General features: G+C 69.8%; 15 protein-coding genes and 3 pseudogenes. 8 read left to right on the top strand and 10 right to left on the bottom strand.

What is annotated here, in order from left to right; all coding sequences use genetic code 11:
* On the top strand, window positions 1-503 hold a 503-nt coding region (locus ACFWP5_RS48010; RefSeq protein ID WP_384172257.1), incomplete at its 5' end, for an LLM class flavin-dependent oxidoreductase.
* 80 nt (window positions 504-583) lie between these two features.
* Entirely contained in the window at window positions 584-2,122 is a 1,539-nt protein-coding gene (locus tag ACFWP5_RS48005; protein WP_384172254.1) for a CHAD domain-containing protein, read from the top strand.
* On the opposite strand, the pseudogene ACFWP5_RS48000 reads toward ACFWP5_RS48005, so the two are convergent.
* From ACFWP5_RS48000 to ACFWP5_RS47980, 5 genes and pseudogenes are all read right to left on the bottom strand, one after another.
* Window positions 2,117-2,625, bottom strand: a pseudogene (locus ACFWP5_RS48000) (alpha/beta fold hydrolase); the annotation flags it as partial. The gene ACFWP5_RS48005 and the pseudogene ACFWP5_RS48000 sit on opposite strands and share 6 nt — an antisense overlap.
* A gap of 196 nt (window positions 2,626-2,821) precedes the next feature.
* The gene (locus ACFWP5_RS47995) at window positions 2,822-3,088 is read right to left on the bottom strand and encodes a DUF4235 domain-containing protein (protein WP_384172252.1); all 267 of its coding nucleotides are present in this window, start codon (window positions 3,086-3,088) and stop codon (window positions 2,822-2,824) included.
* Between the two features lie 5 nt (window positions 3,089-3,093).
* Window positions 3,094-3,573 (bottom strand): DUF3618 domain-containing protein, encoded by a 480-nt coding sequence (locus tag ACFWP5_RS47990; protein ID WP_384172249.1) that lies wholly within the window; start codon window positions 3,571-3,573, stop codon window positions 3,094-3,096.
* Window positions 3,570-4,013, bottom strand: a complete 444-nt coding sequence (locus tag ACFWP5_RS47985; protein ID WP_384172246.1) for a phage holin family protein — start codon at window positions 4,011-4,013, stop codon at window positions 3,570-3,572. Before ACFWP5_RS47985 ends, ACFWP5_RS47990 begins: the two co-directional genes overlap by 4 nt.
* A gap of 215 nt (window positions 4,014-4,228) precedes the next feature.
* On the bottom strand, window positions 4,229-5,293 hold the full coding sequence (locus ACFWP5_RS47980) for a YihY/virulence factor BrkB family protein (RefSeq protein WP_384172243.1): 1,065 nt from the start codon (window positions 5,291-5,293) through the stop codon (window positions 4,229-4,231).
* A gap of 112 nt (window positions 5,294-5,405) precedes the next feature.
* On the opposite strand from ACFWP5_RS47980, the gene ACFWP5_RS47975 reads away from it, so the two are divergent.
* Both ACFWP5_RS47975 and ACFWP5_RS47970 read left to right on the top strand, forming a co-directional pair.
* The gene (locus tag ACFWP5_RS47975; RefSeq protein WP_384172241.1) at window positions 5,406-6,395 is read left to right on the top strand and encodes a magnesium and cobalt transport protein CorA; all 990 of its coding nucleotides are present in this window, start codon (window positions 5,406-5,408) and stop codon (window positions 6,393-6,395) included.
* 259 nt (window positions 6,396-6,654) lie between these two features.
* Window positions 6,655-7,088: pseudogene (locus tag ACFWP5_RS47970) on the top strand (hypothetical protein); the annotation flags it as partial.
* Between the two features lie 349 nt (window positions 7,089-7,437).
* Here the strand turns inward: ACFWP5_RS47970 and ACFWP5_RS47965 are convergent.
* A complete protein-coding gene (locus tag ACFWP5_RS47965) occupies window positions 7,438-8,499 on the bottom strand; it encodes an AI-2E family transporter (protein ID WP_384172238.1) in 1,062 nt (353 codons plus the stop codon).
* 412 nt (window positions 8,500-8,911) lie between these two features.
* On the opposite strand from ACFWP5_RS47965, the gene ACFWP5_RS47960 reads away from it, so the two are divergent.
* The 3 genes from ACFWP5_RS47960 to ACFWP5_RS47950 all read left to right on the top strand — a co-directional run bounded on the left by ACFWP5_RS47960 (window position 8,912) and on the right by ACFWP5_RS47950 (window position 10,081).
* On the top strand, window positions 8,912-9,097 hold the full coding sequence (locus ACFWP5_RS47960) for a hypothetical protein (RefSeq protein WP_384172235.1): 186 nt from the start codon (window positions 8,912-8,914) through the stop codon (window positions 9,095-9,097).
* 105 nt (window positions 9,098-9,202) lie between these two features.
* A complete protein-coding gene (locus tag ACFWP5_RS47955; RefSeq protein ID WP_384172232.1) occupies window positions 9,203-9,685 on the top strand; it encodes an SRPBCC family protein in 483 nt (160 codons plus the stop codon).
* A 45-nt stretch (window positions 9,686-9,730) separates the two neighbouring features.
* Window positions 9,731-10,081, top strand: coding sequence for a PRC-barrel domain-containing protein (locus ACFWP5_RS47950; protein WP_384172229.1), 351 nt, complete (start codon window positions 9,731-9,733; stop codon window positions 10,079-10,081).
* A gap of 92 nt (window positions 10,082-10,173) precedes the next feature.
* On the opposite strand, the gene ACFWP5_RS47945 is transcribed toward ACFWP5_RS47950, so the two are convergent.
* The 4 genes and pseudogenes from ACFWP5_RS47945 to ACFWP5_RS47930 form a co-directional block, all read right to left on the bottom strand.
* Window positions 10,174-10,830, bottom strand: coding sequence for an endonuclease (locus ACFWP5_RS47945; RefSeq protein WP_384172226.1), 657 nt, complete (start codon window positions 10,828-10,830; stop codon window positions 10,174-10,176).
* 109 nt (window positions 10,831-10,939) lie between these two features.
* A complete protein-coding gene (locus ACFWP5_RS47940) occupies window positions 10,940-11,362 on the bottom strand; it encodes an SsgA family sporulation/cell division regulator (RefSeq protein ID WP_384172223.1) in 423 nt (140 codons plus the stop codon).
* Window positions 11,359-11,697, bottom strand: coding sequence for a DUF5133 domain-containing protein (locus ACFWP5_RS47935; protein ID WP_384172220.1), 339 nt, complete (start codon window positions 11,695-11,697; stop codon window positions 11,359-11,361). Before ACFWP5_RS47935 ends, ACFWP5_RS47940 begins: the two co-directional genes overlap by 4 nt.
* A gap of 816 nt (window positions 11,698-12,513) precedes the next feature.
* A pseudogene (locus ACFWP5_RS47930) lies at window positions 12,514-13,012 on the bottom strand (LLM class flavin-dependent oxidoreductase); the annotation flags it as partial.
* Window positions 13,013-13,492: 480 nt separating this feature from the next.
* On the opposite strand from ACFWP5_RS47930, the gene ACFWP5_RS47925 reads away from it, so the two are divergent.
* The gene (locus ACFWP5_RS47925) at window positions 13,493-13,864 is read left to right on the top strand and encodes a helix-turn-helix transcriptional regulator (RefSeq protein ID WP_384172217.1); all 372 of its coding nucleotides are present in this window, start codon (window positions 13,493-13,495) and stop codon (window positions 13,862-13,864) included.
* The last annotated feature ends 119 nt before the right edge of the window (window positions 13,865-13,983 follow it).

Raw genomic sequence — 13,983 nt, 5'->3', positions numbered from 1 at the left:
ACGCCCAGTTGTGGGACCTGCCCGACACGCCTGTGCCGATCGGTGTCGCCGTCTCGGGTGACAGTTCGTGCGAACTCGCGGGCCGTCTCGCCGACGTGCTGATCGCCACCGAGCCCAGGCCGGAGTTGACCTCCGCCTTCGACGGGTACGGCGGCGCGGGCAAGCCCAAGGTCGGCCAGCTGCCCGTCTGTTACGACACCGACCGCGACGCGGCGATCGCCCGCGCCCACGACCAGTTCCGCTGGTTCGGCGGCGGCTGGCCGGTCAACTCCGAACTCCCCGGCCCTGCCGCGTTCGCGGGTGCCACCCAGTTCGTACGGCCCGAGGACGTCGCTGAGTCGATTCCGTGCGGCGACGATGTGGAGGCGGTCGTCGAGGCCGTACGGCCTTACGTGGACGCGGGGTTCACCGAGGTCGCGCTCGTCCAGATCGGCGGCGAGCACCAGAAGCCGTACCTGGAATGGGCCGAACAGAAGCTGCTGCCCGCCCTGCGCGAACTGTGAGCGTGCGATCACCACGAAACGCGCCGCGTAAATCCGGACCGCTCGTGTTTGTCCGGGGCTCAGACGTGTACGCGCAGGACATGACCGAGTCGATACGAGAGACAGAGCGGAAGTACGAGGCCCCCTCGGCCGATGACACCGCGTGGTTGCCCGACCTCGCTGGCGTGGACGGGATCGCGTCCGTCGTGCATCAGGACACCGAGGACCTGGATGCCGTGTATTACGACACCGACGACCTGAGGCTGGCCGGCGCGTCGGCCACGCTCCGTCGTAGGACGGGCGGGGGTGACGCGGGCTGGCACCTCAAACTGCCGCTGTCCGGTGACAGCCGGGAAGAGGTGCGGGCCCCGCTGTCCGAAGCCGTCCCGGACACCTTGCGGGAGCTGGCCCTCTCCCGTACCCGTGGTGCGGATCTGCGGCCGGTGGTCCGTATCCGTTCCACCCGTGGCGTACGGCAGCTCGTCGGCTCCGACGGAACGGCTCTCGCCGAGCTGAGCATCGACTCGGTGCGTGCCGAGTCCCTGCTCGCCACGGGTACGCGGGCCTCATGGACCGAGATGGAGGTCGAACTCGCGCCGGACACCGACCCCGCACTGCTGGACGCCGTGGACAAGGCACTGGGCGAGAACGGCATCGGCCGCGCGCACAGCTCCTCCAAGCTGGCTCGCGCCCTGGAGGAGACGGAAGTCGGAGTGCCCCGTGTGCCGGACGAACGTGCCGAGGCCGTGGCGCCCGGATCCGCCGGTGAGGAGGTCCTGCGTTATGTGGACGAACGGTTCCACGCCCTGGTGAACCTGGACCCCGCGGTCCGCCGCGACCTGCCCGACGCCGTGCACAGGATGCGCACCACCTGCCGTCGGCTGCGCAGTGTGCTGCGGTCCTACCGGTCGGTCCTGGACCGGAAGGCCACCGATCCCGTCCGCGACGAACTCAAATGGCTGGGCAACGAACTCGGCGCGGAACGCGACCAGGAGGTCCTTCGGGAGCGACTGGGCGCGAGTATCGAGGCGTTGCCTCGGGAACTGGTCCTCGGGGCCGTCTCCGCCCGTCTGCAGGTGTGGGACGTCGGCGACACCTCCGAGGCCCGTCTGCGCACGCTCGCCGCCCTGGACTCACCCCGCTACCTGGCCCTTCTGAACAGTCTGGCAACGCTGACGGAACGGCCCCCGCTGCGTGCCAAGGCCGCCCGGCAGCCGCAGAAGGTCATGGGCAAAGCCATCCTCAAGGAGTACGGCCGCCTGTCCGACCGCATGGCCCACGCGCTGGAACTCCCGCCGGGAACGAAACGCGACAAGGCTCTCCACGAGGCCCGGAAGGCGGCCAAGAAGACGCGGTACGCCACGGAGCCGGCGCGTGACTCACTCGGCAAGCCCGCCAAGCGGCTGGGCAAGCGCGTCAAGGCCGTCCAGCAGGTGCTCGGCGACCATCAGGACAGCGTCGTGGCCCGCGACGCCCTGCGGAAGGTGGCCTTGGCGGCACACGCGGCCGGTGAACCGAGCTTCACCTGGGGCCTGTTGTACGGACAGGAGCAGGCCGCGGCCGACCGGGACGAACGGGAACTGCCGCCCGTGTGGGCGGAGGCGTCGCGCCACAAGCTGCGCAAGGCGCTCAACCGCTGAGCGGGGTTGATCCGCTCGGGCATCACGTCGCCTGCCGATGGTCAGGCCGGCCCGGTAGTCCTCCAGGATGGCGCGCACCACGGCGGGGTTCCGTGTCGCCTCCCGCCACTCGTCGTGGTCCTCCTGGCCCATGCTGTGTGCGTCGCCGCGGTACCAGTTGTCCGGGTCCGCGTTGATGACCCGCTCGGATATGTCCGGCTGGGCGAAGAAGAACCAGTGCCACCATCGCGTGGCGAACTCGGCCGTGATGCGCGTCAGGTGTTCGGTGAGGGGAAGACAGTCGAGCAGTGCCACCCGCGAGACCGCACCGGGGTGATCGAGCGCGAGACGCAACGCGACGGCGCCTCCTCGGTCGTGCCCAGCTGGCCTGAACCGCTCATGGCCCAGCGTGCGCTGACCGCGACCACGTCACCGGCGACCGCTCGCTTGGAGTGTCCCGAGTGGTCCTCCGTGGCCGCCGGGCCGCGGGAACGGCCGTACCCCCTCAGGTCGGGGCAGACGACGGGGCTTTCGTAGACACCGCACGGGTGCACGTCTCGTCATGGATGCGCCCGCATGGCGGAGGCGTGGTCCGGGAGCCCGGCCGCAGAAGACACGGCCCGGGCGAAGGACCGTGGCCGTGGGGTCCGGGGCAGCCGATCAGGGGGTGGGAGGACTGGTCTTTGTGACCTTCGGTCCTCCCACCCCCTCCCTTGGGCGTCAGCCGGGCCAGGTTCCGGTCAGGCGGCGGGTGGTGGCGGCCCCCGCGCGGTCGACGGATGCCTTGACCGCGGCGAAGATCGCGCCTTGCAGGGTGGCGGCGAGCAGTACTTCGCCCCAGGAGCGTTCCTCGTCGGTGGCGTCCGGGGCGTCCGCGTCGTGGCCGAGCACCTTCCACGCCTGCTTGAACACGGCTCCGGCGGCCATGCCGCTGACGGCGCCGAGTGCCAGGCCGACGGGCTTGTAGGCGATCTTCGATGCCTTCACCCGGCTCACCCCTTCCGGCGGTACGACAGCCACACAGCGACGGCGACGCCGGCCGCCGCCAGCAGCGCGGTGCGGTTGTCCCGCGCCAGCCGCGCTCCCTGGGCCGTCTTCCGCCGTACCGGCTCGGGCGCCTTCTCCTGCCATACGCGACCGGCCTGGGCCGCCGTGGCGCGGGCCTGCCCGGAAGCCTGGGCGGCTTTGTCCCTGACCGGGTCGGGCAGCTTGTCCTGCGCCTGGTGGGCCAGGTCGGCGCCCTTCGCCTTCAGTTCCCTGGCCTTGACGGCGGCCTGCTCCTTGAGGTCGCCGGCCTTCGCGGCGGCCTGTTCCTTCGCCTCGGCGACCTCTTCCTTGGCGCGCGCCTTGACGTCGGCCTTGGCCGCCAGCGCTTCGACCGTCTGACCGAGTTCGGTCCGGACCTGTTCGACCTGCTCCCGGATTTCTTCGGGGCCGGCAGCGGTGGGTTCGTTGTCGGACGGCTGAGTCATCGCCGGGCACTCTCCTTGATCTCGGCCACGTCGGCCTTCACGTTGTCGATCGTCTCCTCGGGCAGGGGCGGCGCGGCGCGGCCGACCTGCTTCTTCCCACTCAGGGCCAGCACTCCGGCGACCACGCCCAGAACCGCCGTGACGATCAGCGCCGCCGCCCACACCGGCAGTGGCACCGCCAGCGCGGCGATCGCGGTGGCGACCAGCGCCTGCAGCATCAGGAAGCCGACGACGCCCGCGCCGCCGAACAGACCACCGCCTTTGCCGTAGCGTTGACCCTTCTCCTTCATCTCGGCCTGCGCCAGCCGCAGTTCGCCCCGCACCAGCTCGGTCAGCTGGTGTGAGGCTCGCTGCACCAGCTCGCTCATCGGTTCCTGGCCTGAGCGGTCCGTACTGCGGGAGTCCGCGACGTGCGGCTGTGTGTTCGACACAACGGTCATCTCCTCTCCTTGTGGGTGCCTGCGGGCCGGGCCGCGTCATGCGTCCGACCGTCCGATGACCGCGCGAGTACCCCGGACGGGCGAGTTCAGAGCAGGGAGCGGCCTGGGGGTTCGGCTGCGCCCGCTCGGCGTTCTCGTCCACGGCGGAACCACCGTGCCCGCGCGGGGCAGCAGGTCCGGGCCCGGCGGTCGTTCCGGTGCCTGCCGTGGACGCGTCATTCCTCACTCAGCCTGCGTACGTCCGCTTCGTCCCACGTGTGCGTGGAGCGGGGCTGGGTGTATGGCTCGGCCGTCGGCGGCAGGCCACCCGCGACGGCTCGCTGGCGTACGGTCTCGGCGTCGATCTCCAGGCCCAGCAGGAGCGCCAGGTTGGTGATCCACAGCCAGACGAGGAAGACGATGACGCCGGCCATGGCTCCGTAAGTCCTGTTGTAGGAGGCGAAGTTGGCGACGTAGAAGGCGAACCCGGCGGAGGCGGCCAGCCAGATCACCAGGGCTGTGAAGCTGCCGGGCGTGATCCACCGGAAGCCCTTCACCTTCGCGTTGGGGCAGGCCCAGTACAGGATCGCGATCATCACCGTGACCAGGACGACCAGCACGGGCCATTTCGCGATCGACCACACCGTCAGCGCGGCGTCGCCGACCCCGAGGGCCGTGCCGGCCTGCCGGGCCAGGCCCCCGGTGAAGACCACGATCAACGCGCTGATCACCGCCAGCACCATCAGTACGACCGTCAGGGCGACGCGGATGGGAAGGATCTTCCACACGGGGCGGCCTTCGGGCATGTCGTAGACGGCGTTCGCCGCGCGGATGAACGCCGCCACGTAGCCGGAGGCCGACCACACCGCCAGCGCGATGCCGACGATCGCCATGACCGAACCGACGCCGGCGTCGCGCTGCAGTTGCCGCACGGCCTGGGTGATGATGTCCCTCGCGGAGCCCGGAGCGAGCTGCTGGAGGTTGTCGAGAAGCGTGCCGGTGACCGACTTCCCGGCGATGCCCACCAGGGAGACCAGGACGAGCAGCGCCGGGAACAACGACAGGACTCCGTAGTACGTCAGAGCCGCCGCGCGGTCGCTCAGCTCGTCGTCCCGGAACTCCCGCAGCGTGCCTTTGACCACGGCACCCCAGGCCCGCCAGGGCAGTTTCGAAGGCCGGTCCGGTGCCTCACGCTCCACGTCCGGACCGGGGCCGACTTCTTGCGGCCCCGGGACCTCGCGTTCCCGCGTCCTGTCGTCGTCGTGATGTGCTTTCCGTCCCGGAAGATGCGGTCTCACCATGCTCTCCGGGTAACCCGCGGGGCCCTGCCTACGCCGCCGCGTTGCCGATGGCGCTGGAAATCCATGAACGTTCCGGTGCATGGAACGCCGCGACGGAAGCACTCGGAGGGGCATGGAGTGCTTGATCTACCAGGAGCGGACGGGTGACTGCGAGCAGGTCGACTGCCGGCAGGAGGACGGGGGATGCCAGGCCACCCTGGACCGGCTGGCCGCGCTGAAGCCCGACGAGTTCGCCTGGATCCGCGTGGACGAACCCGGCGAGGAGGACCTGCAGCAACTGGGCGAGTACCTGAATCTGCATCCACTGGCCGTCGAGGACGCGGTCCATGCCCATCAGCGTCCGAAGAAGGAGCGCTACGGCGACGTTCTCGCGATCGCCGTGAAGACGGTGTGGTTCGTCGAGGAGACCTCGGATGTGGAGACCGGCGAGGTGATGATCTTCCTCGGACCCTCCTTCGCGCTGACCGTACGGCACGGCGCGAACGATCCCACCGTAGAAGCCGCCCGACGGCTCGCGCAGCAGCCGCACATGACAGGGCTCGGGCCGGTCAGTGTCCTGCACGTGGTGCCCGATGTGATCGTCGACGACTACGCACAGGCCGCCGCCCAGGTACGGACCGACCTGACCGACCTGGAACGGTGCGTGTTCTCACCCGCCCGGGACGACCTCACCGAGCGGATCTACTCGCTCAAACGCGAGGTGGTGGAGTTCCGTGGAGCCGTCGGGCCGCTGGTCCCCGTCATGCGGCCCTTCGCCACGGAGCAGGACGACTGGCCGCGCCAGGTCGTGCCGTACTTCCGTGACGTCACCGATCACCTCAGCCGCACCGATACCGAGGTCCGCGCCCTGGACGACCTGCTCGGCTCCGTCCTCGACGCCCATCTCGCGAAGGTGGGCACCTGGCAGAACGACGACATGCGCCGCATCAGCGCCTGGGCGGCCCTCTTCGCCGTCCCCACCATGGTCGCCGGGATCTACGGCATGAACTTCACCCACATGCCCGAACTGGACTGGCGCTACGGCTATCCGTGCGCGCTCGCCGTGATGGCCCTCGGAGCTGGACTGCTGTACCGGGCGTTCCGCCGCAACGGCTGGCTGTGACAGTGACCGGCGACCCGGTCCGGCACCCCGGCCGACCGGCCGGAGCCGGTCCGACACCTTCCCGGGCCGGCCGGGCCGACCGGCACAGGTGCCGCTGATCGGTGGCACCTGGACTTCCCCGCATGCGATACGAGCCGCGACGCGAAGAGCGCGGCGCCAGGTGCGGGCCGCCGGGCAGGTGGCCGGGCTGGCGTGGTCGGGGCCGAGCCGGGAGCGGGACCTGGCCGTGCAGGCGGGCAAGGCGGCCCTGGCCGCCTGAATCGCCTGGGCGGTGGTCGGTCGGCGGCTCGACGCGCCCATGGCGTTCGTCGCCCCCTGGGTGGCGAACGTGCTGGTGGAATCGACCGTCTACCGGGTCCATGGCGCACGGGATGCAGCAGCTCGCAGCTCGCGGCGATCGCCACCGGGACGGTCGTGGCCACCGCGGCGGCGCTGCCGCTGCACGACACGACGACGGCGATGGCGCTGGTCCTGCCCACGACCGTGCTGCCGGGGCAGTGGCGGCGGCTGGGCAGCCAGGGCATCTACGCCGCCACCGGCGCCCTGTTCGACCTCACCGGTGGGTCCATCAGCATCCCCGCCGCCACGGCCCGTATCGCCGAGGCCGTCTTCGGCGCGTTCGTCGGTATCGCCGTCAACGCGCTGGTCCGTCCCCTGGTCTACCTGCGCGACACCCGCGCCGCCCTGCGGGACTGACCACACGGAACTGCGCTCGGTGGGACAGCAAGCCACCGGCGAAGTCGGCGACGCCGTAACAGGCTGCCGAGGCCGGTGCGAGAAGTGCGCCCACCCAACCCCGGTGCCCCGCGCGGCGCCTCCCAGGCCCGTCCCCGCCCAGAGAAGGGTTGGCGTCTGCCCCGTTCGCGTGCACCGGGCCGCACCGGAAACGCCGACCGGTCCGACCGGACGCACCACCAGCGCCGGCGGCGCACCGGGCGGATCCCGGGCAGGGCGGACCGGGCACATGTGAACGGATGCCCGCCCGGGACCGGACAAGAAGAGGGGGCATCGCCGAGAACGATGCCCCTGGCTTCCCAGGCAGTCAGCGTCGGGTGATCCGAGGGAAGACGGCGTCGTCGAGGACCAGTCCGACGGCCACCGCGACGGGGATCGCGAGCAGAGCACCGATGATGCCTTCGAGGGTGCCGCCGGCCAGCACGGCGAGGATGGTGACCAGGGGGTGGACCTGAATGGCGAACTTCATGGCGCGGGGCAGGATCAGGTAGTCCTCGGCGATCCGGAAGACGACGTAGAACGCGGCGGTCGCGATCGCCACAGGGAGGGAGACGGCCAGGGCCACCAGCGACACGACGATGCCGCCGATGGTGGAGCCGACCACGGGGATCAGGTCCATCAAGGCGACGAACACCCCCAGCGCCGCGGGGTAGGGGACCCCCCAGACCACCAGCCAGATGAACGTGGCCAGACCCGCGATGACCGACGTGGCGACGTTGGCCAGCATGTAACGCCCGGTGCGCAGCAGGATCTCGTCGACCAGGGCCGCCGTGTGGTCGCGTCGGCTGCCGGGCACGAAGCGCAGGCAGAAACGCTTGAGAGCGGGCAGTCCGGCCAGGAAGTAGACGGTCAGGATGATGACCAGGAACAGACCGGTCACGGTGGTGACGAGCAGTTGACCCGCGCCCATCACGCCGTTGGCCAGGCTGCTGGTATCGGTGCCCAGCTGCTTCTTGGTCTTCTCGATGATCTGGTAGCGGTCCTCCATCCGGCCCAGGAAGGAGTGGTGGTCGTGCAACTGCTGCAGCCAGGTGGGCACTTGGTGGACCACGGTGGTGATCTCATGGGCGGCGGGTGCTATGAACAGCGCGGAGAGGCCGCCCAGGACGAGGAACAGTCCCACGATCACCGTGGCCACCGCCCAGGTGCGGCCCAGCCCCCGTTCGGTGAGCCGGTTCACGAGCGGGTCCGCGCTGATCGCGATCACCAGGGAGAGCAGCACCAGCATCAGGATGCTCTCCATGTGCTGGACGGACCGCACCAGCCAGTACGCCGTCAGCGCCCCCAGACCGACCCGGAATCCGATGGAGAACCACGACCGTGACGGTCGGCATTCGGGCCCGGGACGGCGCGCGGTGTCTTCGGGCACGGGCCTGGCGGAAACCGCATGGCTCCGGCCCCCGTCCGGGCTGGTCTCCTCCGCGCTCACCGGCACACTCCTGGCTGTCTGGGTCCGCCACACCCTCGGCCGTGATCATCTCGGACGGAATGCGGGTGTGGAGGCATCCCTGACCGAAGTGCCCGTACGGGGAAGGGTGTTCGTGGCCGAAGGAGCAGGCGTCCTGCTCGGCCTCGGCGTTCGTACGGGCGTCCGTCGGTCCCGATGACCGGGTACCCAGGTGTGTCGGCGGAAACGACGGCGGACGGACGAGCCGGGGTGGGAAGGGGAGTGGTTTGCGGGCACCGCGGCGGGCAACTCGACCACTAGGACATCGTGCCCATAAGCCTCTCTCCGTTCCGAGGAGTCAGGACACCGCGGCACAGAAGGAAGATGAACGACCGTGACCACTCAACTCCCGCGCACCATGCCGAAATCATCGATCCGCGTCGCCGAGACGGGCTGGTCGAAGGCCCGTCACCGCCGGGCGAAGGGCGTGCGCACCTGCGTCGCCGCCGTCGCGGACGAGAGCGCGCCGACAGTGGCGCCGTCCGATACCGAGGCGAACATCATCAGGAGTACGGACTGACTCCGCCTGGATGTCTTCATGTCCTCTCCCTGGGTACCCGAGGCGACCCGGACCCGCGCCGGTCCGCCGATCCGGCGTGGACGATCCCCGACGAAGGAGGAGCGAATGAGCACGAGCACTGTGAAGGAAGCCGTGGAGGTCGGTGTACCGGTCCACACGGCCTACAACCAGTGGACCCAGTTCGAGCACTTCCCCCACTTCATGGAAGGCGTGGAGGAAGTGAGGCAGCTCGATGACCGGCACAACCACTGGATCACCAGCATCGGCGGTGTGCGGCGCGAGTTCGACACCGAGATCATCGACCAGTCGCCGGACGAGCGGATCACCTGGCGTTCCGTGGACGGCGACACGCGGCAGCGCGGCTCGGTGCGTTTCGAACCTCTGGACGCCGCGCACACCCGGGTGGAACTCACCATGGAGGTCGAGCCGACCGGCGTCGCCGAGAAGTCCGCGGACATGCTGGGCGTGATCGACCGGCGGGTCAAGGGGGACCTGCGGCGGTTCAAGGACTACATCGAGGACCGTGGCGGCGAGACGGGCGGCTGGCGCGGCCGTATCCGGCCCGAGGAGCCCGGAACGCCGCTCTGACGCTCCCCTCCAGTCGTGAAATTCGTTGATCGAGGAGATGTATTCATGAGTGCGGACATGTGGGGGTACCAACCGGCGGTCGGTTACACCGCCGGCACCAGTCTGATCGGCTACAAGGTCGAGGCGACCGACGGCGGTATCGGCAAGGTCGACAAGCACTCCGACGACGTCGGAGCCTCTCACCTCGTGGTCGACACCGGGGCGTGGATCTTCGGTAAGCACGTCCTGATCCCCGCCGGCCTCGTCATCGGCGTCGACACGGCGGAGGAGAGGATCTACGTCGACCGGACGAAGGAGGAGATCAAGAACGCTCCCGAGTTCGACAAGGACAAGCACACGGGCGACGCGGGTTATCAGGAGCAGCTCGGTGGCTACTACGAGGGCCACCGTGCGTGAGATCTGATGTGAGATCTGAGCCGGGGTGTGCAAGGGGTGGGCCGGAGCAGTCGCTCCGGTCCACCCCTTCCTCTTCGTTGTGGAGCCGGCTCTCAGGCGCGGGCGGCTTCGCGGACGGCCCGAGGGGCCTTCTTGTCGAGGGCGACGCGGACCAGGGCCGCGGCCAGTACGGCCGGCTCCGCGCCGTCCGCCAGACGGAGCAGGGCGGCGGGTGCGGTGGGCAGATCCAGGGCGCGGGCGCCCTGGAGGGCTTTGGCGTCGAGGTACGGCGCCGTCCCGGGCCAGACCGTCTGTGCCTCGCGCAGGAAGATGTCGGCGCCGGCCGGTCCCACTCCGGGGAACTCCTGGAGCAGGCGCCGTATCGTCGCCGTGTCGCCGTCGGCCTGATCCCGCAACTGTCGCAGGTCGCCTCCGTAACGTTCGGTGGCCAGCGTCGCGCCGTCACCGAGCTGGGTGGCGGTGCGTTCGTCGTAGCGCCGGTAGCCGCCGCGGCCGAGTGCGTCGACCCGCTGCTGCCAGGTGGCCTCGGCCATCCGGCGTGGATCACGCATCCCGGCGGCGGTCAGCTCTTTGGCCGCGGCGACCGCGATGTCGGCGCGAATACGCGCACTGAGCAGGCAGGCGAGCACGAGCAGCCGGTACAAAGGCTGAGGTGTGTCCTTGAGCGGGATGCCCGCCTCGTCGGCGTAGGTGCGGCCGTGGGCGTCCAACAGCGCCCGCATCACGCCGCGTTGGGTGGTGGTGGCCATCCGATCTCACCTCCGAAGACCGCGTTCGGTATTTCGTGTACCCGGATGGATCCGGGCGAAGGGGAGGGGACCAGATCGCGCCTCGCTCGGGAGTGGGAAGTGCCGCCGACTACGTTCCGTTCGTGATCGTGGCGAGTTCCTTGTCGAGCGCCGGAGCGATGCCCCGGGCGTCGAGGCCGGCCCTCCGGCGCACCTTGCGCACGAACTCGGCGACGCCGTCCTCAGGCAGCCACACCCGTGTGGTGGACCGGGCGACGAGGCTCACCTCGACGCCGTCGATCGGTCCCGCCGCGGGTCGCACGGTGATGTCTCCGTCGCCGGCCGGGGACATCAGGCCCATGGCGAGCAGTTCCCAGGCAAAGGTCCAGCCGACTTCCAGTCCATCGGGTCCCAGCAGCACCAGACGCGCAGCCAGGCAGTCGTCCGGCCGGTAGACCAACTCCATGGGGATGACGGCCCCTTCGTCGTCCGCGAGGACCACGAATCCGGTCGCGCCGACCTTCAGCTGCGGGCCGTCCGACGGCTGAGTCACGACACGGCCTCCGTCTGCCCGGAGCCGCTCTCGGCCGCAGGGACCATCGACGTCTGCGGCCGCGGAGGCGCGGGCGTCGCGGATACCGGGCACAGCACGCGCACCGCCGACATGGCTTCCTCCACCGTGCGAGTGCCGGTGAGGACGCACAGGGTGTAGGCGGCGTTCCGCAGAGCGACAGCGACGGCCGGGTCCCCGTGGGCCACGAGCGCCAGGTAGTGGTCGACAGCCTGTCGCAGCACTGCCGGGTCCGGGACCATCACGCGGGATCTCCACCTTTCCGGCGGGGTGGCCGGGCTCGTCGGGTCGAGGTCGTGGCGAGCGGGGGAGGGCACGATGACACTCCTCGAAGGGGGGAAGGAAGCGTGCCTGCCGGTCTGAAGCACTTGACTGGGCTCCCGTGTGCCCCGTCCGCACGACCCGAAACAGAGCGGGCCGCGGCGGACGCCCTCGTCGGCCACCGGGGGGCTGTGCCTGGCCCGTTCCTGTTCGGAGCGGAAACGGGGTGGTAGAGGTACTGGCGGCGTCCGACGGTATCCGTGTCCACGGCCTGTAGGTGTCCGCTGGCCCGCGGTAGATCCACACGTCCTGCCAGGTTGTCCCTCGGTATCGAAGTACCGGAAGCCCCGGCCGTGGCGTCGGCGGCGGTACCGGGGCTCGATGAGCCGACTGCCGCAAAGACGCACCCGACCCCCTGGAAAGCCTCCTTGGCACGCAAGGCGCCTTCCCACGCATTCTTCGCGGTGCTGGACCGATCAGCTCCCGCCGCCGGGGGTCTCAGGTGCTGCCGGGCCCGCCACTGCCGGACGAGCCACCGATCGAGAGCCCCAGCGCGGGCGCTCCTGCTTGGCACTGCGTTTGGTGGCGGAACGGCCGAGTTGGTGCGGCCCGGGGCGCTCGCTCTCGTCGTCCGCCCGGGGCACCTCGTTCGGCTCCCGGGCCCCCCTGTTTCCCTGTATGTCGCGTTCATGATTGCCGAGCACCCCCACTCGTGAAGTGAAGACCCGGGCATCGCCTTTCCCGCGTCGGCCCTACTGCGCCCGGCCCCCTTGGACTTGCCGGGCTGATCGGTCCCGATGACGTCTCGGGGGAGACGGGGGACCACCCGTCGTCGGCGCCGCTCCCGGCCGGGATGCCGCCGGGGACCCGCGCTCGTGGACGAGGTCGGAGGCCTGCTCGAAGTGGCGTGGGGTGGGCAGGAGTTGGGCGAGTTCGCCGGGGAGCTGTTCGTTGGCCCAGAGGTGGTGTGCCGTACGGACGGCTTCGTCTGTCTCCGATGCGGTCGGCGACCTCGGCGGCGTGCGGGCCGAAGGCGGAGACGTCGATGGGGACCGGCTCGTCGGGGACGGTGTAGAGGCGGGCGTTCTCCACGGTGTAGTGCTTGCCCCGGTGGCTGATCTGGTTCCCGGTGAACAGCTCGCGCATTATGTGCACCGCTTCTTCCAGCATTTCCAGGCGTACGTCGGCCTCGGGCCACGCGTCGCCGAGGATGTGCTCGTTGAGAGCTTCGCCGATGCCGATGCCGAGCCGGAAGCGGCCGTCCAGTTGTACGGCGCTGGTGGCCGCCGCCTGGGCGACGAGCGCAGGGTGCATACGGATGAGGGGGCAGGTCACGGCCGTCTGCACGGGCAGCGAGACGGACTCCGTTACGACGTTCTACTTGGGGCAGTGGACCGTCCGCCCTCCGGGTGGCCGTGCAGTGCACCGGGAAACGTCCCGTTCTGCACCGGGTGTGAGAGCTCGGCGATCGCTGTGGTGATCCGCTGTTGCAGGTGGTCGGGCAGTGGCGCTCCGTTGACCGAGTCGACGAGTGCTGCATCGTCTGTTCCGTGTCGATGTCGATCTCTCCGGACACCGCCACGACCGTCCAGCCCCCGGCCCGATGCGTCACGATCTCCAGGAAAGCCGACGGGGCAACCGCCGCTGGGACGCGCGGTGTTGCACAGACAGCTGGGCTGCTACTCCTGGGCGGAGCGGAGAAGTCGTGTTCTGACATGACAGTGGCTCCCGAAGCGTTCGCCTGTCCTCTGCCGGTACAAGTTTCGTCCGGCATACGAAACACGTCAAGAGATACCTGAAATCTATTTCGCGCCTTTGAATGCGCGAATGTTACGCCCTAGGCTGGGGCGCATGGGTGGAGTATCCGAGACACATGCGGGATGGACGTTTCTCACCAGCCATGCCCGGGTGCTGGCTGTGATCGCCGACGATCACCGCATCCGCATCCGTGACATCGCCGCGCGGTGCAGGCTCACCGAGAGGGCCGTCCAGAAGATTATTTCCGATCTGGAGCAGGATGGCTATCTCACCCGCACACGGGAGGGGCGGACCAACGCGTACCGGATCCAGCCGGGGACCATCCTGCGGCATCCTGCCGAGGCGGGGATGACGGTCGAAGCGCTGCTGTCCGCCCTCGCGCGGCACGACGATCAGCGTGACGGCCGGCCGCCGCGGTCACGGACGGTACGGCCGCGCGAGCGTGATTCCGAATCCGCCGAGTGACGGCAGGGGCTCGATCGCGCGCCGCTGTTTGAAGCGTGCGGCAAGGGGGACCCGGCCGGTGCTGGGTGGTCAAGGGAAGTGGGGCTGCGGAGTGCCCCGCGAACACATTGGGGTGGACC

This window comes from Streptomyces sp. NPDC058469, assembly GCF_042721125.1.
Classification (GTDB): Bacteria; Actinomycetota; Actinomycetes; order Streptomycetales; family Streptomycetaceae; genus Streptomyces.
The sequence above is the reverse complement of the archived record's forward strand: the minus strand, read 5'-3'. Positions and strand labels throughout refer to the sequence as shown.

Coding starts and splice junctions, on each gene's coding strand:
- ACFWP5_RS47980 (WP_384172243.1), bottom strand. CDS start 5,293: ATGGTGAGACCGCATCTTCCGGGACGGAAAGCACATCACGACGACGAC.
- ACFWP5_RS48005 (WP_384172254.1), top strand. CDS start 584: ATGACCGAGTCGATACGAGAGACAGAGCGGAAGTACGAGGCCCCCTCG.
- ACFWP5_RS47950 (WP_384172229.1), top strand. CDS start 9,731: ATGAGTGCGGACATGTGGGGGTACCAACCGGCGGTCGGTTACACCGCC.
- ACFWP5_RS47985 (WP_384172246.1), bottom strand. CDS start 4,013: ATGACCGTTGTGTCGAACACACAGCCGCACGTCGCGGACTCCCGCAGT.
- ACFWP5_RS47925 (WP_384172217.1), top strand. CDS start 13,493: ATGGGTGGAGTATCCGAGACACATGCGGGATGGACGTTTCTCACCAGC.
- ACFWP5_RS47975 (WP_384172241.1), top strand. CDS start 5,406: ATGGAGTGCTTGATCTACCAGGAGCGGACGGGTGACTGCGAGCAGGTC.
- ACFWP5_RS47945 (WP_384172226.1), bottom strand. CDS start 10,830: ATGGCCACCACCACCCAACGCGGCGTGATGCGGGCGCTGTTGGACGCC.
- ACFWP5_RS47955 (WP_384172232.1), top strand. CDS start 9,203: ATGAGCACGAGCACTGTGAAGGAAGCCGTGGAGGTCGGTGTACCGGTC.
- ACFWP5_RS47990 (WP_384172249.1), bottom strand. CDS start 3,573: ATGACTCAGCCGTCCGACAACGAACCCACCGCTGCCGGCCCCGAAGAA.